Origin of the sequence: Mannheimia glucosida, from assembly GCF_046267875.1 — a bacterium.
GTDB classification, from domain to species: domain Bacteria; phylum Pseudomonadota; class Gammaproteobacteria; order Enterobacterales; family Pasteurellaceae; genus Mannheimia; species Mannheimia glucosida.
Genome location: NZ_CP176502.1, coordinates 1,189,036 through 1,208,348, shown reverse-complemented (window position 1 = coordinate 1,208,348; position 19,313 = coordinate 1,189,036). Strand labels below are relative to the sequence as shown.

Annotated in this window: 19 protein-coding genes; 12 read left to right on the top strand and 7 right to left on the bottom strand. The window is 43.1% G+C overall.

All coding sequences use genetic code 11. The features are described 5' to 3' along the window. Positions 1–5: 5 nt before the first annotated feature. The 5 genes from ACJ7Z2_RS05910 to ACJ7Z2_RS05890 all read left to right on the top strand — a co-directional run bounded on the left by ACJ7Z2_RS05910 (position 6) and on the right by ACJ7Z2_RS05890 (position 5,027). Positions 6–737, top strand: coding sequence for a TerC family protein (locus ACJ7Z2_RS05910; protein WP_409499657.1), 732 nt, complete (start codon positions 6–8; stop codon positions 735–737). Positions 738–842: 105 nt separating this feature from the next. Further along, on the top strand, positions 843–1,880 hold the full coding sequence (gene nagZ / locus ACJ7Z2_RS05905; protein ID WP_409499656.1) for a beta-N-acetylhexosaminidase: 1,038 nt from the start codon (positions 843–845) through the stop codon (positions 1,878–1,880). Next, positions 1,873–3,051 carry a 23S rRNA (uracil(747)-C(5))-methyltransferase RlmC gene (rlmC, locus tag ACJ7Z2_RS05900; RefSeq protein WP_409499655.1) on the top strand — a complete coding sequence of 393 codons (1,179 nt, stop codon included), beginning with the start codon at positions 1,873–1,875 and terminating at the stop codon, positions 3,049–3,051. Before nagZ ends, rlmC begins: the two co-directional genes overlap by 8 nt. Positions 3,052–3,242: 191 nt before the next feature. Continuing rightward, entirely contained in the window at positions 3,243–4,553 is a 1,311-nt protein-coding gene (eno, locus tag ACJ7Z2_RS05895) for a phosphopyruvate hydratase (protein WP_006251191.1), read from the top strand. A gap of 63 nt (positions 4,554–4,616) precedes the next feature. Next, positions 4,617–5,027, top strand: coding sequence for a DUF2251 domain-containing protein (locus ACJ7Z2_RS05890; protein ID WP_409499654.1), 411 nt, complete (start codon positions 4,617–4,619; stop codon positions 5,025–5,027). 32 nt (positions 5,028–5,059) lie between these two features. Here ACJ7Z2_RS05890 and ACJ7Z2_RS05885 read toward each other — a convergent pair whose 3' ends face one another. The 5 genes from ACJ7Z2_RS05885 to selD all read right to left on the bottom strand — a co-directional run bounded on the left by ACJ7Z2_RS05885 (position 5,060) and on the right by selD (position 10,320). Beyond that, positions 5,060–6,046, bottom strand: a complete 987-nt coding sequence (locus tag ACJ7Z2_RS05885) for a dihydroorotate dehydrogenase (protein ID WP_409499653.1) — start codon at positions 6,044–6,046, stop codon at positions 5,060–5,062. A gap of 67 nt (positions 6,047–6,113) precedes the next feature. After that, a complete protein-coding gene (locus ACJ7Z2_RS05880; RefSeq protein ID WP_154704065.1) occupies positions 6,114–7,346 on the bottom strand; it encodes a uracil-xanthine permease family protein in 1,233 nt (410 codons plus the stop codon). Positions 7,347–7,608: 262 nt separating this feature from the next. Next, complete coding sequence (gene ubiH, locus ACJ7Z2_RS05875; RefSeq protein ID WP_409499652.1) at positions 7,609–8,817, bottom strand: 2-octaprenyl-6-methoxyphenyl hydroxylase; 1,209 nt, start codon at positions 8,815–8,817, stop codon at positions 7,609–7,611. Next, complete coding sequence (locus tag ACJ7Z2_RS05870; protein ID WP_409499651.1) at positions 8,807–9,280, bottom strand: NUDIX hydrolase; 474 nt, start codon at positions 9,278–9,280, stop codon at positions 8,807–8,809. Before ACJ7Z2_RS05870 ends, ubiH begins: the two co-directional genes overlap by 11 nt. Then, complete coding sequence (gene selD / locus ACJ7Z2_RS05865; RefSeq protein WP_409499650.1) at positions 9,280–10,320, bottom strand: selenide, water dikinase SelD; 1,041 nt, start codon at positions 10,318–10,320, stop codon at positions 9,280–9,282. The genes ACJ7Z2_RS05870 and selD overlap by 1 nt, the downstream gene beginning before the upstream one ends. A 152-nt stretch (positions 10,321–10,472) precedes the next feature. Here selD and prfB point away from each other — a divergent pair. The 3 genes from prfB to ACJ7Z2_RS05850 all read left to right on the top strand — a co-directional run bounded on the left by prfB (position 10,473) and on the right by ACJ7Z2_RS05850 (position 13,762). Then, positions 10,473–11,571, top strand: a protein-coding gene (gene prfB, locus ACJ7Z2_RS05860; protein ID WP_409499649.1) for a peptide chain release factor 2 whose coding sequence is annotated in 2 segments (ribosomal slippage) — positions 10,473–10,547 and positions 10,549–11,571 — 1,098 coding nt in all. Because the reading frame shifts where the segments join, the coding sequence is not laid out codon by codon here. 99 nt (positions 11,572–11,670) lie between these two features. Then, positions 11,671–12,651 carry an AEC family transporter gene (locus tag ACJ7Z2_RS05855; protein WP_409499648.1) on the top strand — a complete coding sequence of 327 codons (981 nt, stop codon included), beginning with the start codon at positions 11,671–11,673 and terminating at the stop codon, positions 12,649–12,651. A 25-nt stretch (positions 12,652–12,676) separates the two neighbouring features. After that, positions 12,677–13,762: a metallophosphoesterase gene (locus tag ACJ7Z2_RS05850; RefSeq protein ID WP_409499647.1), complete on the top strand. Its 1,086-nt coding sequence runs from the start codon at positions 12,677–12,679 to the stop codon at positions 13,760–13,762. Positions 13,763–13,847: 85 nt separating this feature from the next. Here the strand turns inward: ACJ7Z2_RS05850 and ACJ7Z2_RS05845 are convergent, their stop codons facing one another. Then, positions 13,848–14,699 (bottom strand): DUF817 domain-containing protein, encoded by an 852-nt coding sequence (locus tag ACJ7Z2_RS05845; RefSeq protein ID WP_409499646.1) that lies wholly within the window; start codon positions 14,697–14,699, stop codon positions 13,848–13,850. Between the two features lie 212 nt (positions 14,700–14,911). On the opposite strand from ACJ7Z2_RS05845, the gene galT reads away from it, so the two are divergent. The 3 genes from galT to ACJ7Z2_RS05830 all read left to right on the top strand — a co-directional run bounded on the left by galT (position 14,912) and on the right by ACJ7Z2_RS05830 (position 18,220). Then, complete coding sequence (gene galT / locus ACJ7Z2_RS05840) at positions 14,912–15,958, top strand: galactose-1-phosphate uridylyltransferase (protein ID WP_409499645.1); 1,047 nt, start codon at positions 14,912–14,914, stop codon at positions 15,956–15,958. Between the two features lie 9 nt (positions 15,959–15,967). Next, a complete protein-coding gene (gene galK, locus ACJ7Z2_RS05835; protein ID WP_409499644.1) occupies positions 15,968–17,122 on the top strand; it encodes a galactokinase in 1,155 nt (384 codons plus the stop codon). Positions 17,123–17,251: 129 nt separating this feature from the next. Beyond that, positions 17,252–18,220 carry a galactose-1-epimerase gene (locus ACJ7Z2_RS05830; protein WP_409499643.1) on the top strand — a complete coding sequence of 323 codons (969 nt, stop codon included), beginning with the start codon at positions 17,252–17,254 and terminating at the stop codon, positions 18,218–18,220. A 40-nt stretch (positions 18,221–18,260) separates the two neighbouring features. Here ACJ7Z2_RS05830 and ACJ7Z2_RS05825 read toward each other — a convergent pair whose 3' ends face one another. Continuing rightward, a complete protein-coding gene (locus ACJ7Z2_RS05825) occupies positions 18,261–18,818 on the bottom strand; it encodes a YtfJ family protein (protein ID WP_409499642.1) in 558 nt (185 codons plus the stop codon). A gap of 200 nt (positions 18,819–19,018) precedes the next feature. Here ACJ7Z2_RS05825 and yajC point away from each other — a divergent pair, with 200 nt between their 5' ends. Beyond that, on the top strand, positions 19,019–19,312 hold the full coding sequence (gene yajC, locus ACJ7Z2_RS05820) for a preprotein translocase subunit YajC (RefSeq protein ID WP_126302365.1): 294 nt from the start codon (positions 19,019–19,021) through the stop codon (positions 19,310–19,312). The last annotated feature ends 1 nt before the right edge of the window (position 19,313 follow it).

The window sequence follows — 19,313 nt, the reverse complement described above, 5'->3', positions numbered from 1 at the left end:
TTTTTATGTTTGATTGGATCACAAATCCTGAAGCTTGGGTTGCACTATTTACACTTACCGGGCTTGAAATCGTGTTAGGCATTGATAACATTATTGTTATCAGCATTTTAGTTTCCCGCTTACCTATTGAACAACGCCAATCTGCCCGAATTATCGGCTTGGCTCTGGCAATGGGAACCCGTATTTTATTGCTTCTCTCGCTTGCTTGGATGATGCGTTTGGTCGAGCCTCTTTTCACTATTGGCAACAATCCAATTTCAGGTAGAGATCTCATTCTACTCATCGGTGGATTATTCCTGATTGTTAAAAGTGCAATGGAGCTGAAAGAATCCGTTTCTGCCGAATATCACGAAGAAAAAAGCGAATCCATTAAAAAAGCCAGCTTTTTTATGGTGTTAATTCAAATTGCAATTTTTGATATTATTTTCTCCCTTGATTCAGTCATTACTGCTGTGGCAATGGCAGATGATATTCCGGTAATGGTTATTGCGATTATCATTGCAGTTGCGGTAATGATGTTAGCAGCGAAAACCATTGGTGACTTTGTGGATAACAACCCAACTATTAAAAATCTTGCTTTGGCATTCTTGATTTTAATCGGCGTGGTGTTAGTCGGTGAAGCCTTTGATATCCATATTCCAAAAGCAGCCGTTTATACGGCAATGGGCTTCTCGGTGGTAGTTGAAATGCTCAACATCAAAATGCGTCGTAATCAACTAAAAGTGCAACAAATATAATTTACTCGCTAAGCCCTTGATGAAAATCAAGGGCTTTTTAATGTAAAATAGGCACAACAAGCGGTCATATCTGCTCATTTTTTTGCAAATAGCTCAACGAAAATTATGTTACTGATTGATATTAAAGATAAAGAACTGACTCAAGAAGAAGTCGAAATGCTGGAACACCCTTTGGTTTCCGGGCTAATTTTATTCACCCGTAATTTCTACGACAAAGCACAAATTCAGGCATTAGTGAAATCCATTCGCCAGCGGGTGAAAAAACCGTTGCTTATTACTGTTGATCAAGAGGGCGGACGAGTACAACGCTTTCGTGAAGGCTTTACTAAACTGCCGGCAATGCAATCTTTTAACCAACTTGCCGCAACGCCAGAGCAAGCAATGCAATTAGCGAAAGAGACCGGTTGGTTGATGGCAGCAGAAATGTTTGCTCTTGATATAGACCTCAGTTTCGCTCCGGTACTGGATTTAGGACACGAATGCAAAGCGATTGGCGATCGCTCATTCGGGCAAGAGCCAGTAGCGATTTTGCCTGTTGCCGAAGCCTTTATTGACGGAATGCGTGAAATCGGTATGGCGACCACCGGCAAACACTTCCCCGGCCACGGACACGTTTTAGCCGATTCGCATTTAGAAACCCCGTTTGATGATCGCCCGAAAGAGCAGATTTTTAATCACGATATTCTGCCGTTCAAACAGCTTATTGCCAAAGGAAAACTCTCTGCCATTATGCCAGCCCACGTCGTTTACACCCAATGTGACAGCCAGCCGGCAAGCGGTTCAAGCTATTGGCTTAAAGAGGTATTGCGTAAACAGCTGAACTTTAACGGTGTGATATTCTCTGACGATTTGGGAATGAAAGGTGCGGGCTTTATGGGCAATTTTGTCGAGCGTTCTGAAAAAGCAATCCAAGCCGGCTGTGATTTATTACTCCTTTGCAACGAGCCTGAAGGTGTGGTGCAAGTGTTAGACGGGCTGAAATATCAGCCGACTCAAGCACAAAAAGAGCGTCATCTCTCTTTAATGAAACGTAAAACCGTGACTTGGCGGGAACTGGAAAACAGCCCTCGCTACCAACAAGCTCAAGGGCAATTAACCGCCTTACAAAACAACTGGCTGGAATGGAAGGAAGCAAATGTCTAGCTTGTTGCATTGTTCGCATTTTGAGCGTGGTGATTGTAGCTCGTGCCAATGGATTGAAAAGCCATACACTACCCAATTAGCCGCCAAAGAGGCTGATCTCAAGCAGTTGATTTTGCCGTTTATTTTGCAAAATAAAACGGAAATCTTACCGCTTGTCGGCTCGCCACTTTCGCAATTTCGTAACAAAGCAAAAATGGTGGTCTCCGGCAGTGTAGAACGTCCGATTTTAGGCATTTTAAAAGATCAAAATGATGCTCAAAGCGGTGTGGATTTAACCGACTGTCTGCTCTACCCGCCCTCGTTTCACAAGCTGTTTCCGATTCTGAAAGATTTTATCGCTCGAGCCGGATTAGTGCCGTATAACATCAGCAAGAAAAAGGGCGAGCTAAAATATATTCTGATTACCGAAAGCCAATATAATCAATCACTTATGCTCCGTTTTGTCGTTCGCAGCGAGGCAAAGCGAGCCTTGGTTGAACGGGAATTGCCAAAACTGTTGGAAAAACTGCCACCTAATTCGGTGGTTAGTCTGAATATTCAGCCCCAACACGCTGCTCTTTTAGAAGGCGAAACCGAGATTTTCCTTACTGAACAAAAGGTCTTGGAAGAACATTTTAACGGCATACCGCTTTTTATTCGCCCACAAGGCTTTTTCCAAACCAACCCTGTGGTAGCAAGCCAGCTTTACCGCACCGCACAAAGCTGGGTGGAAGATTTACCTATTACTAAATTGTGGGACTTGTTCTGCGGTGTCGGTGGTTTTGGCTTACATTGTGCCAACGCCTTGCAAGCAAAGTGCCCAAACGTGGAACTAACCGGCATTGAGATTTCCGCCTCTGCCATTGCAAGTGCGACCAAATCGGCCGAAAAACTCGGCTTAAAACAGGTGAAATTTGCCTCATTAGATTCGGCACAATTTGCCTTAAATGACACCGGTTCTCCGCCCGATTTAGTGATTGTAAACCCACCTCGGCGTGGTATCGGCAAACCATTGGCTGAATTTTTAAATCAATTAGGCTCGCCTTATTTGATTTACTCCAGTTGTAATGCCATCTCAATGGCGAATGATTTTGCATTTTTAACCAACTATGAACTACACAAAGTGCAGTTATTTGATATGTTCGCCCACACTGCACATTATGAAACGCTGACTTTTTTAGTCAAAAAATAGGCATTACAAGCGGGCAAATTTTTGCCGTTTTTTGCAAACATTGCTATAATCTTGCCCGAATATAGTCTTAGATCAAATTAGTGGTAAATTTTCCGCCACTCAATCAGTTTTTCCAAGACAAAAGCAGAAAATCGCTTTACTATATACCTATTCTTTTTTTCTATTAACTCGTATATTAGAGGACATCAACAATGGCTAAAATTGTTAAAGTAATCGGTCGTGAAATCATCGACTCTCGTGGTAACCCAACTGTAGAAGCAGAAGTTCACTTAGAAGGTGGTTTTGTAGGCTTAGCGGCTGCTCCATCAGGTGCTTCTACCGGTTCACGTGAAGCATTAGAATTACGTGATGGCGACAAAGGTCGTTTCTTAGGTAAAGGTGTATTAAAAGCGGTTTCTGCTGTAAACAACGAAATTGCAAACGCATTAGTAGGTAAAGATGGTTCTGCACAAGCTGAAATCGACCAAATTATGATCGATTTAGATGGCACAGAAAACAAATCAAAATTCGGTGCAAACGCTATCTTAGCGGTTTCTTTAGCAACAGCAAAAGCAGCAGCAGCGTCAAAAGGTTTACCGCTTTACGCATACATTGCTGAATTAAACGGCACACCGGGCGTTTACTCAATGCCATTACCAATGATGAACATCATCAACGGTGGTGAACACGCTGACAACAACGTGGACATTCAAGAATTTATGATTCAGCCGGTAGGTGCTTCTACATTAAAAGAAGCGTTACGCATCGGTGCTGAAGTATTCCACAATCTTGCAAAAGTATTAAAAGCAAAAGGCTTAAATACTGCTGTAGGTGATGAAGGTGGTTTCGCACCAAACTTGGCTTCAAATGCAGACGCATTAGCGTGCATTAAAGAAGCAGTAGAAAAAGCAGGCTATGTGTTAGGTAAAGACGTAACTTTAGCAATGGACTGTGCATCATCTGAATTCTACGATAAAGAACGCAATGTGTACGATATGAAAGGCGAAGGCAAAACCTTTACTTCACAAGAGTTCACTCACTACTTAGAAGGCTTATGCAAAGAGTACCCAATCGTGTCTATCGAAGATGGTCAAGACGAATCTGACTGGGAAGGTTTCGCATACCAAACTAAAGTATTAGGCGACAAAGTACAATTAGTAGGTGATGACTTATTCGTAACCAATACCAAAATCTTGAAAAACGGTATTGAGAAAGGTATCGCAAACTCAATCTTAATCAAATTCAACCAAATCGGTTCTTTAACTGAAACTTTAGCTGCAATCAAAATGGCGAAAGATGCAGGTTATACCGCAGTTATCTCTCACCGTTCAGGCGAAACTGAAGATGCAACCATTGCAGATTTAGCAGTAGGTACAGCAGCAGGTCAAATCAAAACCGGTTCAATGAGCCGTTCAGACCGTGTAGCGAAATACAACCAGTTAATCCGTATCGAAGAAGCGTTAGAGCGTGCTGGTACACCGGCTCCGTTCAACGGTCGTAAAGAGATTAAAGGTCAAGCATAATCGGCTCGATACTCTTAAATGCCACTGAGAAATCGGTGGCATTTTGTTTATAAGGATAATTCAATGCTCTACTCTGTTTTAACTGATCATATTTTACTGAACGAACCTTATCGCAATGGGGCTCATTCAACCCAGCACGAACATTTAGTGGTAATGTTTGAGATTGATGAAGAAAGCGGCTATTTTTATGCGATGGATTTACATCAAACCGAACAACCGGTGGTGGATAGTCTATTTGTGTTTCGGCTGAGTGATATTGAGCAAAATTCATTAAAAGAACCTCGCCGTTTAGAAATTTGTTGGAGTGAAGACGGCTATCAAGCCTTTTTGCTTATCAACGGCTACCCGCACGCCGTGTTCGATTTCCGTCAATTTGTCGGCTACAACCACACCAAATTCCCAGTGCCGGAACTAGGCAGTATGTGGGTGCATAAAGAAACCACCAATGAATTAGTGGAGAAATGGTTAGGTTAATTTATTCGGGCGTGCGAAGCACGCCCTCTTCATTATTCAGACAGAATCTCTTTAAAGACCCCGATTCCTTTCACCCCTAATGCGGTTGCTAGCCCCACAAAATCAGCCCCGACCGATTTCATTCGCTCAAAGCCGGCTTTATCATTTACACCGCCCACACCAATGATTTGAAGATGTTTGAGCTTAGGCTCTTGATCTAACATTTGGCGAAGTGTGTAAACATTTCCCAAAGAGAGGGCGTGAATTGCCGTTCCCGCCATTCCGCCTACGCCCGTTCCTACTTCTGAATTTAATACCGCCTGCCCATCATTTAAGACGAGCGATGAACCAAGCGTATTGGTTGAAGTAATAAAGGCAATTGGTAAATTTTCGCCATTTTCGACCGCTTGTAATAGCCCTTTAACCAATTCATCATATTGATTTTGGTAGGTAAAAGGAGGAATTTTAATGCCGATTGGCAGTGCATTTTCCCCTTGATTTAATTTCTCTAATGTTGTTTGCAGTGCATTTAAATAAGGTAAAAGTTCCTCTGCGGAATAAGCCGGCGAAACTTTACCCGGAATATTCGGGCAAGAGATATTAATCTCCATTGCCAAAGGCATTTTCACTTCAGTTTGGAAAGCAACAATTTTTTCATAACATTCCCCCACCTCTTCGGGTGAACCAAACACCGAAATAATAAATGGTTTGCTTGATGGCACTGTAAGCTCATTTGAAATGGTGCGTACAAAGCTGATGGTGGTATCCAGATTATTTGGGCTTAAACCGATGGTGTTAAGGCTTGCTGTTTGTAAGCTAGTTGCATCTTGAGTATTCACGCTTGCTGTTTTCTGTGCATTGGAATCAAAGAGTACATATTGGTTCTTCGCCCAATCGTGTGGATATGGCTGAGGCATTGAAGTACGGGTTGTTACCGCACCGGTATATTCACACGCATAAAGTTCACGCAAGTTCTCTAACTCCGAACACCAAGGGCAAGGCGCATTTAAAAGTGGTGGTGAAAATGTGAGTTTTTGCATAGTGTTATTCCTTTTTATTTACAAATAGAGGGGTTATTAGCAAAAAGGACGCCACAGCGTCCTTTGATTAATGAGCAGCAGAATCTTCTGCTTTTTCTTTTGGTAATACAATGTTAAGTACAATAGCGACTAACGCACACAAGCTGATCCCTTTTAATGAGAATTCGCCGATGTTAATTAACATACCGCCAATACCGAATGTCATTACTACAGAAGCAATACAAAGATTACGTGGAATGCTTAAATCAACTTTAGCTTTAATTAGAGTATTGATCCCCACCACCGCAACTGCACCGAACAGCAACATCATAATACCGCCCATCACAAAAGTAGGGATAGTGGCAAGGAATGCCCCGATTTTTCCGCAGAATGAGAAAGCGATAGCCCAGCACGCAGCCCAAGTCATAATTTTCGGATTGAAGTTTTTGGTTAGCATTACTGCACCTGTTACTTCAGAGTAAGTAGTATTTGGTGGACCACCTAATGCCGCCGCCGCTGAAGTGGCTAAACCATCTCCTAACAATGTACGATGTAACCCCGGCTTTTTCATAAAATCTTTACCTGCTACTTGGCTGATTGCCATTACATCACCTAAGTGTTCTACCGCAGGAGCAAGAGCAATTGGCAGTAAGTAAAGAATTGCATCCAGCTGGAATTCTGGTGCGGAAACTTTCGGTAAACTAAACCAAGGAGCTTCAACCACTTTAGTAAAATCCACCAATCCCATAAAAACAGACAAGATATATCCCACCGTTAAACCTGCTAATATTGGCACGAGCTTTAATAGCCCTTTCGCAAACACCGCCACAATCAGCGTAGTTACCAGCGTTATCATTGAAACAATAATAGCGGTGTTATAGGCAATATTCGCCGATTTACCCGTTGCCATATCCACCGCAACAGGAGCAAGACCTAAACCAATCACCATAATTACCGGTCCAATTACGATTGGAGGGAAGTATTTATGCAGAATATTCACTCCTTTCGCTTTCACTAAAGCTGATAATGCCATATAAATAAAACCAGAACAGAGCAATGCTCCCATTGTGACGGGAATTCCCCATTGTTGAACACCGAATTGGATTGGAGCGATAAAAGCGAAACTTGATGCGAGGAAAACAGGAACTTGACGTTTAGTACAAACTTGGAAGATTAACGTACCGACACCGGCGGTAAGAAGGGCAACATTAGGATCTAAACCGGTAATCAGCGGAACTAATACTAACGCCCCAAATGCAACAAACAGCATTTGCAGCCCGATAAACGCCTGCTTTGGCGTACTCATATTTTCTGTGGTCATTTTTTACTCTCTTTGATGTGATTGCGATGTAACCATTGCAGTTACCCAGATGAAAACAACGCTATAAACCTATTTCGCAAACGATTGCGAATTTTAGGCAAAATTTTTTTGCCGATTTTACGGCAAACAAAATTCATAGGCTTTCACTAAAAAGGAAAAAGCCTTGAATTTGCATTCAAGGCTTTGGTGAGATTTTTAAACGGGCTGGATAATACGCCTTTTTAAAAACAGTGTCAAATAGAAAATTGCTGCTTTTGTGTTTTTACCAACCTAATGCCTGATTAGCAACAAAATCTCTGGCTATTTTTGAATGGGAAACCGTTAATAACCCTAAATTCCTCACAACCTGAACCGGCAACATTTCGCAACAAAAAAGCGAAATCAGACCGCTTGTAGCCCCCATCATTCGAGCTTGATCTTGCATTCTCTCATTCTCAAAAGTTGATAAGAGCGAAAATTCGCCTATATCTTTCCCTTGATTAAACGCCAAAGCCACTAATTCCGCTAAGGTAGTCAAATCACGCAAGCCTAAGTTGAAACCTTGCCCAGCAACCGGGTGAAGCATTTGTGCGGCATTGCCGACAACTGCTAAGCGGTGGTGAATATGCGACTGGGCTTTTTGCAAAATGAGCGGATAAACAAACCGCTTGCTCACTCGAACAAATTGCCCTAACTTCCAACCAAATTGTTGTTGCAAACGGGCTAGAAATTCACTGTCTGAAAGCTGGATTAACTCGTTCGGTTCTTTCACACACCACACCAGCGACATCATATTTCCACTCAAAGGCAATAAGGCAAAAGGGCCTTGAGGCGTAAAATATTCAAAGGCTTGGTTTTGGTGTGGTTCACTCAGCTCTACGTTGGCAATAATTGCCGATTGAGCATAATCCCTTACTTTTACGGTTTCCACGCCGCACTGTTTTGCAATCTGGGATTGAATACCATCTGCCGCCACCAGCAAGGAACAATCGAGCTTCTCACCATTTTTCAAGTTCAATTCACAATGTTGCTGGCTACGCTCAATGCCGACCACTTCATTCGGGCAAAAAAGCGTAATATTAGCTTGCTGTGCAAGACAAGCGGTCAATTTTCTGCCGAATTTTGCAAGTTCCACCACCATACCCAGCTGGGCCACATTCTGCTCGCTCGCTTTCAGGGTGGTTTTACCAAAATGCCCTTTATCCGCTACTTGAATTTGCTGAATCGGCGTGCCGATTTCGCTAATCATCTCGCCTAAACTTGAGCCTGCAAGCGGTCTGATTTGCCCCATTTTTTGCAAACTGCCTTCGGCTAAGGCAATACTGCGAGCATCAAAACCGCCTTGCTGTTCATAGTCCGGCAGCGATTTTTCCACTATCGCAATCGAGATGTTGTGATGGGTGAAACTACTTAACGCTAATGCCAGCACCGAGCCGGTCACTGCCCCGCCCACAATCACCACATCAAATTGGGTTGTTGTTTTATTTTCCATTTTTCGCCCATTCAAACGCATTCAACAAACTTAATGGATAACGCTCACCGCTTAAATAATCTTTGACCGATTGAACCACCAACGGGCTTCTGGCACATTGCCCTTGTTGCTGAATGTAGTCTTCAAATTCTGCTAAAGTAAGCCAAAGGGCTTGGGTAATATCCGCATCTTGCGGATTCGGCTCCAGCCACTCTTCCAGTTCCACCGAAAACAGAAAACGCAAGAAATCGGTTTGTGAACGAGGAGCTTGCCATTGATAAATTTTCACCAAATTTGCCATTTCTGCCCGAATACCGGTTTCCTCAAACAGCTCACGGCTTGCCCCCTCCAGCAAGGTTTCATCTTTTTCTAAATGCCCTGCCGGCTGGTTAAGGGTACGTTTACCGTATTCGATTTCTTCCACAAACAAAAATTTGCCCTTGCAATGCACCACGCAAGCCATTGTTACATTTGGTTTAAACATCAAATTACCTCAATCAGTGGCTTGCCCTGTTCCATTTCCAGTAATCTGCCAACGTGGAATAACGGCACATTTGCCTGATTTGCAATTTGTTGCACTTTTTCGACCGCTTGTGGCAGCACCGCCACCAACAAACCGCCCGAGGTTTGCGGATCGCACAAAATCGCTTTTTGCTCGTCCGTCATTGCCGAAATCAAATGCCCATAGCTGTCGAAATTGCGGTTTGTCCCACCCGGAACGGCCCCCAATGCGATATATTCTTTTGTGCCGTCAAGGGTATGAATATCCGCAAAATGAACCTCCGCCCGTAAGCCCGAGCCTTGGCACACCTCGCTTAAATGCCCGAGTAAGCCAAAGCCGGTTACATCAGTCATTGCCGTGACTTCAGGCAGTTCGGAAAATGCCGAGCCAACCAAGTTAATTTGGCACATTACCTCACTTGCCAAATGTTGATGTTCAGGTTTCAACAAGCCTTTTTTCTCTGCCGTGGTTAGAATGCCAATCCCCAAAGGCTTGGTTAAAAACAGCTCACACCTAGCCACCGCAGAGGCATTGCGTTTCACCCGCTCGGTCGGCACAATGCCGGTAACAGCCAAGCCGAAAATCGGCTCAGGCGAGTCAATAGAATGTCCGCCAGCCAACGCAATACCGGCTTGCCGGCACGCAAAACGCCCACCTTCGACAATTTGTTGAGCTACTTCCGCCGGCAATTTATTTACCGGAAAGCCCAGAATCGCAATCGCCATAATCGGCTTGCCACCCATCGCATAAATATCGCTAATCGCATTGGCAGCAGCAATTCGCCCGAAATCAAACGGGTCGTCCACAATCGGCATAAAGAAATCGGTGGTGCTGATAATCGCCTGCCCGTTCCCTAAATCATAGACGGCAGCATCGTCCGCCGTTTCATTGCCAACCAATAAATTCGGATCGACAAATTGCTCTAATTGAGTTTGTAAAATTGTCCCTAACACCTTAGGCGAAATTTTACAGCCTCAACCCGCCCCGTGGCTGAACTGCGTAAGTTTTATCGCTTCAGACATTCTGCCTCCATCGTAAATCAAAATTATGCCTATTGTACGCCAACAAGCGGTGGAATTTGGGAAATTTTTTGCAAAAAATTGTGAAAATTCGACCGCTTGCTTAACTTCAGCTATAATTCATTATTTTAAAATAAGCAAAAACAGGAAAGACAATGTTTGAATTAAACCCGATTAAAAACCAACTGGCTGACTTAAGCGAACGTACAGCGGTCATCAGGGGGTATCTTTGACTTTGATAATAAAGTCGAACGCTTAGAAGAGGTTAATGCAGAGCTGGAACAGCCTGATGTGTGGAACAAGCCGGAAAAGGCACAGGCACTAGGCAAAGAACGCTCTATGTTGGAGCAGATCGTCAATACCATCAAGGCATTAGAGCAAGGGATTGAAGATGTTGAAGGCTTGATTGAGCTGGCGGTGGAGGCTGAAGATGTGGATACCTTTAACGAAGCTCAAGTGGAAGCGGACGAATTAGAGAAAAAACTTGCCGATTTAGAATTTAAGCGAATGTTCAGTGGCCCACACGACAGTGCCGATTGCTATTTGGATTTGCAAGCCGGTTCGGGTGGAACGGAAGCTCAGGACTGGACGGAAATGTTACTGCGTATGTATTTGCGTTGGGCAGAGAGCAAAGGGTTCAAAGCCGAGCTGATGGAAGCCTCAGACGGTGATGTAGCAGGGATTAAATCCGCCACCGTGAAAATTTCCGGTGACTATGCTTACGGCTGGTTCAGAACTGAGACAGGCATTCACCGCTTGGTGCGTAAAAGCCCGTTTGATGCCAATAATGGTCGTCATACCTCGTTCTCGGCGGCTTTCGTTTATCCGGAAGTCGATGACGATATTGATATTGAAATCAACCCTGCGGATTTGCGGATTGATGTGTATCGTGCCTCAGGGGCGGGTGGTCAGCACGTCAATAAAACCGAATCGGCGGTGCGAATTACCCATATGCCGAGCGGCATTGTGGTACAGTGCCAGAACGGTCGCTCGCAACATCAAAATAAAGATCAGGCGATGAAACAGCTTAAAGCGAAATTATATGAGCTGGAAATGAGCAAGAAAAATGCGGAAAAACAGGCGATGGAAGACAATAAATCCGACATCGGCTGGGGCAGCCAGATCCGTTCTTATGTGTTGGACGACTCACGCATTAAAGACCACCGCACCGGCGTGGAACATCGTACTACGCAACAAGTATTAGATGGTGATTTGGATAAATTTGTCGAGGCTAGCTTAAAGGCTGGATTATAATTTCATTCCCATTAATGATAGTGCCAGCGTCCACGCTGGTACTTTATTTATAATATACGGCACAAGCGAAAACGCTTGTGTCATTTCGAGGCAAACATTATGCTATTCGATTCCCTCCAATTTAGCATTGGCGTTACCTTACCAACCATTTTGTTAATGCTGTTCGGTATTTTTCTACGCAGACGAAAATTTATTGACGATACCTTTTGCAATATGGCATCAAAGGTGGTGTTTAATTTTACCCTGCCACCGATGATTTTCTTGAATATGCTAAAAAGCCCGTTAGATTTCTCCAGCCAAATCAACCTGATTTCGACCGGAGTCGGCGGTTCGATTTTGATCTATTTATGGGCGGAATGGTGGGCGGCTCGATATATTGAAAACCGCCGTTATCGTTGTATTTTCACTCAAGGCACTTTCCGTACCAATGCGGCGATTTTAGGCATTGCCTTAATTCTCAATGCTTATGGCGATAAAGCTCTCGCTGCCGCTTCAGTTTATATTTCGTGCTTGGTGATTACCTTTAATGTGCTGGCAGTGATTACACTTACCTCGTCATTAAGTGATAAAAAAGTGAATTTTGGCAGATTAATGCTATCAATTTTGAAAAATCCGCTGATTTTAGCGGTGATTGCGGGCTTAATTTTTAACTATTTTAAACTCAGCCACCTCATTCCTAAACCGCTTGAATCTGCCGGTAAATTAATGGCAAGTCTGACGCTTCCACTGGCACTTATCTGCACCGGAGCAAGCATTAATTTCAAGCAATTAAAACAATTTAACCAAGGGGCTGAAAGCACCATCAATAAAATTGTGCTGTTTTCTGCCTCTATTCGGCTGATTTTTGCCCCGGTTTTCTTTCTACTACTCGGAAAATTTGTATTTCAGCTTCCGCCAATGGAACTTGGCATTGTCTTTGTAGCAGCCTCTGCCCCTGTAGCAGCCGCCACTTATGCGATGACCAGAAATTACGGCGGTGATGGCGAAGCAGCCGCAAATCTTATCGGCATTACCACGCTTGGCTCAATGTTTAGTGCCAGTATCGGTTTATTTTTATTAAGACAAATCGGCTGGGTTTAGCCAATTTATTAATTAAAGGAATAATATGGAATATCGTTACTACATCACTACTGCTATTGCGGTTGCCTTATTGCAACTGTTTCTATTCAGTTTAACTAAAACAGTTGGCTGGTTATTTAATTTATCTGCAAAAAGTCGTAAAACCGTTGGCATTCTCACTTTCTTAGTGATGAACGGCCTCGTGATTTTGCACCTTACCCGCACTTTTACGCTATTTAGAATAATGGCATTCATCTTGGTATTACTACTTTTTGCATTTTTTATCAGTTTTTTCACCGCTTGTATTTACAAAATATTCAACGGCAATACTACCGTCAATCGCTGGCTGAAAATCGCCTACCCATTTGCATTCTTTGGCTTACTTGGGCTTGGCTATTACAACGCTTATACCCCAACAGTAGAACATTATTCGGTGAAATTGGATAAACCATTAGAGAAACCGCTTCGCATTGGTATGGCAAGCGATCTGCATTTAGGAAAACTGTTCGGAGCCAAGCAACTTGACCAACTGGCAGAGATTTTCAACCAGCAAAAAGTCGATCTGATTTTATTGCCGGGCGATATTATGGACGACAATACCGAAGTTTATGTTGCCGATAAAATGCAGCCTCATTTAGCCAAATTAAAAGCTCCTCTTGGCGTGTATGCTACCCTTGGCAATCACGACTTTTTTGGGGCTCAAGAAACGATTGCAAAAGAAATTACCGACGCCGGTATTACTGTTTTATGGGATCAAGCGGTCGAAATTAACGGAAAATTTACCCTTATCGGGCGTAATGATGATTTAGTCAAAAACCGTCCTTCTACCGAGCAACTTTTACAAAACGTGAATACCAAGCTACCGGTGATTTTGCTCGACCACCGCCCGACTGAAATTGAGCAACATGCTAAATTGCCGATTGATATTCAAGTTTCCGGCCACGCTCACAAAGGGCAAGTTTTCCCGGCAAGTATTATTACCAAGCTGATCTACCGCTTACACTATGGCTATGAAAAAATAGGTTTCGGGCATTATTTTGTCACCTCCGGCTACGGCTTCTGGGGCGTGCCGATGCGGTTAGGCTCACAGTCGGAAGTGATGATTATTGATGTGGAAGGGAAAAATCCATAATTTGATATAGGGGCAAATTATTATTTGCCCCCAATTTCACTGAAAATAACTGATGAGTAAAATTTTCGCTAAAACCCACCGCTTGTTAATCGCTCGAGACTCTGACTGTTTGCTTGATATGCTTTAAATGCACAATGATGGTAAAAGTCATCATCACCAATAACGCCCAAGCACTCCACTTGCTCATATGCACCATAGACCAAGCCCCAAACTGATTCGGGTAGCGCCAAATTCCGGCAAACGTACCGATATTTTCCGCCAACCAAATGAAAAAACCTATCAGGAAGAAAGAAAGCAGCAGTGGCATTTTTCGTGTAATGTCATAAGGGGTGAAAAATACAAAAGTACGTGCATACAGCCCTAATGCAAAAGCGGCAATATACCAACGGTAATCCCCAATGTAATGATGCGTAAAGAAATTCAGGTAAATCATCAGTGCCGTTAAAGTGGCTAACCAATAGGGCGGGTGGCTTTTAATTTTCAAATCAAACAACCGCCACGCTTGGATAATGTAAGAACCAACTGCTGCATACATAAAACCAGTAAATAATGGCACATTGAACAATTTAGTATAGGCAAAATCCGGATATGCCCACGATTGAATATTACTCGATGTTTTAAATACTTCTAACACAAAACCAACCAAATGAAATAGGCTTATTGCTTTTAGCTCGTCCCACGTTTCCAGCCCCATTTTCACCATAGCAATTTGCACCACTACGGCAAAAATCAGCAAAATATCATAACGAGGTAAGCCCCATAATCCCGTTTTTGGTACCGAAAACATCGCAATAAAAAATAATCCCGCAAATAAACAGGCTCTAGCTTCTTTTAGCCCAAAGAACCAAAACTCTGTCAAAAAACGACTCATTCCACTTAACCTAGCATTAGGTTTATGATTCATTAACCAAGTGTCAAATTTATTCAGTCTTTCCATCTATTTTTGTCTTAATATCTTGCATATTCATCTATTCTACCAAAAGCCACATTCAATTCCACTTAAGCTACCTAAAATCGCAAAATGGAGGAAAACTTGCAAAATTTTTCTGAAATCTGACCGCTTGACATCATTATTTTGTGAGCTATGTCACAGTCATTTTGGCTTAGTTTCGCTATACTCTTTGCATAACTAATTTCGAGGAGTTTTATATGAGCGAATTTGTCCTCAACGATCACCCACATCGCCGTTTTAACCCATTAAAAAACCAATGGATTTTAGTCTCTCCGCATCGGGCAAAACGCCCGTGGCAAGGGCAACAAGAAGAAATCGTGCAAGATGAAAAACCGAGCTACGACCCAAGTTGTTACCTCTGCCCTGGCAATAAGCGGATTACCGGTGAACAAAACCCGAATTACACCAAGCCGTTTGTGTTTAAAAACGACTTCTCTGCTCTACTACCGGACACACCGGCACCAACACCGAATGATGATCCGCTGTTTCAGATTTCTCATACCCAAGGCGAAAGCCGTGTGATCTGTTTCTCGCCTGATCATAGTAAAACCTTACCGCAACTTTCCATCGAGGAAATTACTGATGTGGTAACAGTTTGGCAAGAGCAAGCCAATGAGTTGAGAGAGCGTTATCAGTGGGTGCAAATTTTTGAGAACAAAGGCTCGATGATGGGTTGTTCTAACCCTCACCCACACGGGCAAATTTGGGCAAGTAATTTTCTACCCAATGAAATTGCGATTGAAGACGAATGCCAAGCGGAATATTTTGCGAAATATGGCTCGCTACTGTTGCTAGATTATGCCCAACGTGAATTAGGCAAACAAGAGCGAATTGTGGCAGAAACCGAAGATTGGATTGCAGTTGTGCCTTACTGGGCAGCGTGGCCGTTTGAAACCTTGCTGTTGCCAAAAGCTAAACAGTTTAAATCCATTACCGATTTAAACGAAGCGGAAAAAGCTGATTTAGCCCTTGCATTGAAAAAGCTCACCACCCGTTACGACAATCTGTTTAACATCAGCTTTCCTTATTCAATGGGCTTTCACTTCGCTCCGTTTAACGGCAAGGAAAATGCTCACTGGCAATTACACGCTCACTTCTATCCACCGCTCTTGCGTTCGGCAACGGTGCGTAAATTTATGGTCGGTTATGAAATGATGGCAGAAAGCCAACGTGATTTAACCCCGGAACAAGCTGCCGAACGTTTAAATGCGGTAAGTGATACCAAACACTATAAAGATAAATAAGGAATTGAAATGAAACCACAAGAAATCGCTTTGCAACAATTTGAACAACATTTTGGTTATAAAGCAGAACGCACGGTATTTGCCCCGGGCAGAGTGAATATTATCGGCGAACATACTGATTACAACGATGGGTTTGTAATGCCCTGTGCCATCAATTACGGCACAGCAGTCAGTTTTGCCAAACGTAATGACCACAAATGGCGGGTATTTGCTGTTGATCTCAACCAACAAGATGAATTTGATTTAAACCAGCCGATTGAGCTAAGCGAACAGAAATGGGCGAATTATGTGCGTGGCGTGGTGAAATTTATTCAAGCTAAACACCCCGAATTCAAACAAGGGGCAGATTTAGCTATTACCAGCGATGTGCCGATGTCATCAGGTTTAAGTTCTTCTGCTGCATTGGAAGTGTCGATTGGTAAAACCGCTCAATTACTCGGCGATTTACCGCTTTCTTTACAACAAATCGCATTAATCGGGCAAGAGGCTGAAAATAAATTTGTGGGCTGTAACTGTGGCAATATGGATCAGCTCACCTCCGCTCTCGGGCAACAAGATCATTTAGTGATGATCGACTGCCGCAGCTTAGAAATCACCCCAACCCCTGTGCCACAAGGCTATTCGATTGCGATCATCAACTCTAATGTGAAACACGATTTAGTCACAGGCGAATACAACAGCCGCCGTGAACAGTGCGAATTTGCCGCCCATTTCTTCGGCAAAGCAAAATTGCGTGATGTTACACCTGAACAATTTATTGAACGTGCAGCGGAACTCAGCGAAGCGAATGAGCTGGCGTATAAACGAGCAAAACATATCATCAGCGAAAATCAACGAGTGCTGGAAGCAGTAGAGGCCTTAAAAGCGAATGATATGGTCAAACTCGGGGAGTTGATGGCTCAATCTCACGACTCAATGCGTGATGATTTTGAAATCACCTGCCCTGAAGTGGATTGCTTAGCCGAAATCGCCCAACAAGCTATCGGTAAAAACGGCGGAGCCAGAATGACCGGCGGCGGCTTTGGCGGCTGTGTTGTGTGCCTAGTACCAAATGATAAAGTGGAAGATCTTCGCCAAGCCGTTGCTGAAAATTACGAAAAGCAAACCGGCATTAAAGAAACCTTCCACGTTTGTACTGCCTCCGATGGGGTGCGGGAAGTCTAGCCTCCTTACCTAGCACGAGCCGTGCTAGTTTAAATTATCCCAGCTCCTCTGGAGCTGAAAAATAGAGAGCCACAGAGTGGCTCAGATTTTCTAACCCCATACGGCTCGTATGGGGGAAAGAGGTAATCTATGAAATTATTTACCCTTGAAAATGCATTTTTACGCATTACTCTTTCTGATGTTGGGGCATCTTGGCTTTCGTGTATTGTCAAAATGCCGAACGAAGAACGGGAAGTATTAGTTACCACGTCTGCAAAAAATTGGCAAAAACAGACCGCTTTCTTTGGGGCAACCATCGGGCGTTACGCTAACCGCATTGCCAATGCGGAATATCGCTTAAACGGCAAAACCTATCAACTCGCTAAAAATAACGGTGAACATAATCTACACGGTGGCGAGCTTGGGGCAGATAAAGTAGTGTGGCAACTTGAAAGCCAAAGCGAACAAGCGGTCAAATTTAGTTATGTTTTTGCAGATGGCGAGGAAGGATTTTGCGGCGAAGTGAACGCTTTTGTGGAGTATCGCTTAACCGAAAATGAACTTCAAATCAGCTTTGATGCCACGACCAACCAAGACACTCCGCTTTGTTTAACCAACCACGCCTATTTTAATTTGCAAGGTTCAGAGACGATTTTAGATCACGAACTGATGGTTAATGCAGAAGCCTATCTGCCGGTTGATGCAAGCGGGATTCCAAATGCTCCGCTGAAAAAAGTGGACAGTACCGGTTTTGACTTCCGCCGTGCTAAAAAAATCGGGCTGGATTTATTGGCGGATAGTGACCAAAAAGCGGTAAAAGGTTACGATCACGCCTTTCATCTTGCAAAAAATAGTGAAAATCCGACCGCTTGTTTAGCCGTGGAAGACTTAAAAATGGAACTCCGCACCTCAATGCCTGCCCTGCAAGTTTACACCGGCAACTGGCTTAAAGGGCAACCTGACTTAAACGGGGGAGAATATAGCGATTACGCAGGCGTGGCGTTAGAACCTGAGTTTTTCCCCAACTCACTAAACCAGCCTGAATTACTCCAATTTGGAGGGATAACAAAAGCAGGAGAAGGGTATCATCACACGATAAGTTATCGATTTATTATCTAGAATTATGGGCGGACACAAAATCTGCCCATAAAAACACTGGTTATTGCGTTAATGTTTTCACCAACCCAATCACTTCTTGAATCTGTTTTGCAGAGAGTTTGCCCTCAGAGGTAAATTGTACTTTACCTGATTTATCCAACACCGCAATAAAGCTCTCTTTCTCTTTTAAGCCCCACGCTTTTTTCACACTGCCTTGCTGGTCTAACACTACTTGGCTGTGAGGGTTGTCAAGTTTGCCGTTTTCTACGCTGTTTTTCACAAATACCCCTGTGCCAACAATCGCATCGTCAGCATTTACAATCGTCACAGTCTGGTATTTGGCACGATCAAAACCGGCATTTTTAATTGCTGTCATCAAGGCCTCATTCTTCTCTTTCACCGAGCTTCTACCAGCAAAATGATGAATAATGCGTACTTTGCCTGCCAAAGATGATGAATGCCAATTTTTATAGCTGACTTTCTCGGCTGACACCACCAACTCACCATCTTTGGCAACCGAGACAGCAGGTAATGCTTGATTTAATTGCACATTGTGAGCAAAAGCGGAACTTGCAAAAAAAGCCCCAAAAATAACCGCTTGAGTGAATAATTTTTTCATTTTTTCTCCTATTATGTCGGCGGCATAACACGCCAGTAACCTAATGCTACACTAAAAGTGCTGATTCTACTCAAATTTTTGTTTAAAAGAAAAGCATTCGATGAATTTTTCTACTCGTTAATTCATTGAATTTGTGGTATTTTAGCAAGCGTTTTTCATAACACTTATTTTTATACCACTCAAACATTTAAGGAGTTTTTATGCAACAAGGTGGCGGAATGGAAATGATCTTTATCCTGATTATTTTCGGTGCAATTTTTTATTTTATGATTTATCGCCCACAGGCAAAACGCCAAAAACAACAACGTGATTTACTTGCAAGTCTGGCAAAAGGAGAAGAAGTGTTAACCAGCGGTGGTTTAATCGGTAAAATTACTAAAGTGACTGCTGATAACGACAACATCGTGATTGCATTAAATGACACTACCGAAGTAACCATCAAACGTGATTTCGTTGTTGCGGTATTACCAAAAGGTTCATTAAAATCACTTTAAT

What these genes read in the sequence shown, in the direction of transcription:
- rlmC (WP_409499655.1), top strand. Translation starts at nt 1,873, where the DNA reads ATGTCTAGCTTGTTGCATTGTTCGCATTTTGAGCGTGGTGATTGTAGC.
- ACJ7Z2_RS05845 (WP_409499646.1), bottom strand. Translation starts at nt 14,699, where the DNA reads ATGGAAAGACTGAATAAATTTGACACTTGGTTAATGAATCATAAACCT.
- ACJ7Z2_RS05870 (WP_409499651.1), bottom strand. Translation starts at nt 9,280, where the DNA reads ATGTTTAAACCAAATGTAACAATGGCTTGCGTGGTGCATTGCAAGGGC.
- ACJ7Z2_RS05910 (WP_409499657.1), top strand. Translation starts at nt 6, where the DNA reads ATGTTTGATTGGATCACAAATCCTGAAGCTTGGGTTGCACTATTTACA.
- galT (WP_409499645.1), top strand. Translation starts at nt 14,912, where the DNA reads ATGAGCGAATTTGTCCTCAACGATCACCCACATCGCCGTTTTAACCCA.
- ACJ7Z2_RS05880 (WP_154704065.1), bottom strand. Translation starts at nt 7,346, where the DNA reads ATGACCACAGAAAATATGAGTACGCCAAAGCAGGCGTTTATCGGGCTG.
- ACJ7Z2_RS05830 (WP_409499643.1), top strand. Translation starts at nt 17,252, where the DNA reads ATGAAATTATTTACCCTTGAAAATGCATTTTTACGCATTACTCTTTCT.
- galK (WP_409499644.1), top strand. Translation starts at nt 15,968, where the DNA reads ATGAAACCACAAGAAATCGCTTTGCAACAATTTGAACAACATTTTGGT.
- ACJ7Z2_RS05855 (WP_409499648.1), top strand. Translation starts at nt 11,671, where the DNA reads ATGCTATTCGATTCCCTCCAATTTAGCATTGGCGTTACCTTACCAACC.
- eno (WP_006251191.1), top strand. Translation starts at nt 3,243, where the DNA reads ATGGCTAAAATTGTTAAAGTAATCGGTCGTGAAATCATCGACTCTCGT.
- ACJ7Z2_RS05890 (WP_409499654.1), top strand. Translation starts at nt 4,617, where the DNA reads ATGCTCTACTCTGTTTTAACTGATCATATTTTACTGAACGAACCTTAT.
- yajC (WP_126302365.1), top strand. Translation starts at nt 19,019, where the DNA reads ATGCAACAAGGTGGCGGAATGGAAATGATCTTTATCCTGATTATTTTC.
- nagZ (WP_409499656.1), top strand. Translation starts at nt 843, where the DNA reads ATGTTACTGATTGATATTAAAGATAAAGAACTGACTCAAGAAGAAGTC.
- ACJ7Z2_RS05825 (WP_409499642.1), bottom strand. Translation starts at nt 18,818, where the DNA reads ATGAAAAAATTATTCACTCAAGCGGTTATTTTTGGGGCTTTTTTTGCA.
- ubiH (WP_409499652.1), bottom strand. Translation starts at nt 8,817, where the DNA reads ATGGAAAATAAAACAACAACCCAATTTGATGTGGTGATTGTGGGCGGG.
- ACJ7Z2_RS05850 (WP_409499647.1), top strand. Translation starts at nt 12,677, where the DNA reads ATGGAATATCGTTACTACATCACTACTGCTATTGCGGTTGCCTTATTG.
- ACJ7Z2_RS05885 (WP_409499653.1), bottom strand. Translation starts at nt 6,046, where the DNA reads ATGCAAAAACTCACATTTTCACCACCACTTTTAAATGCGCCTTGCCCT.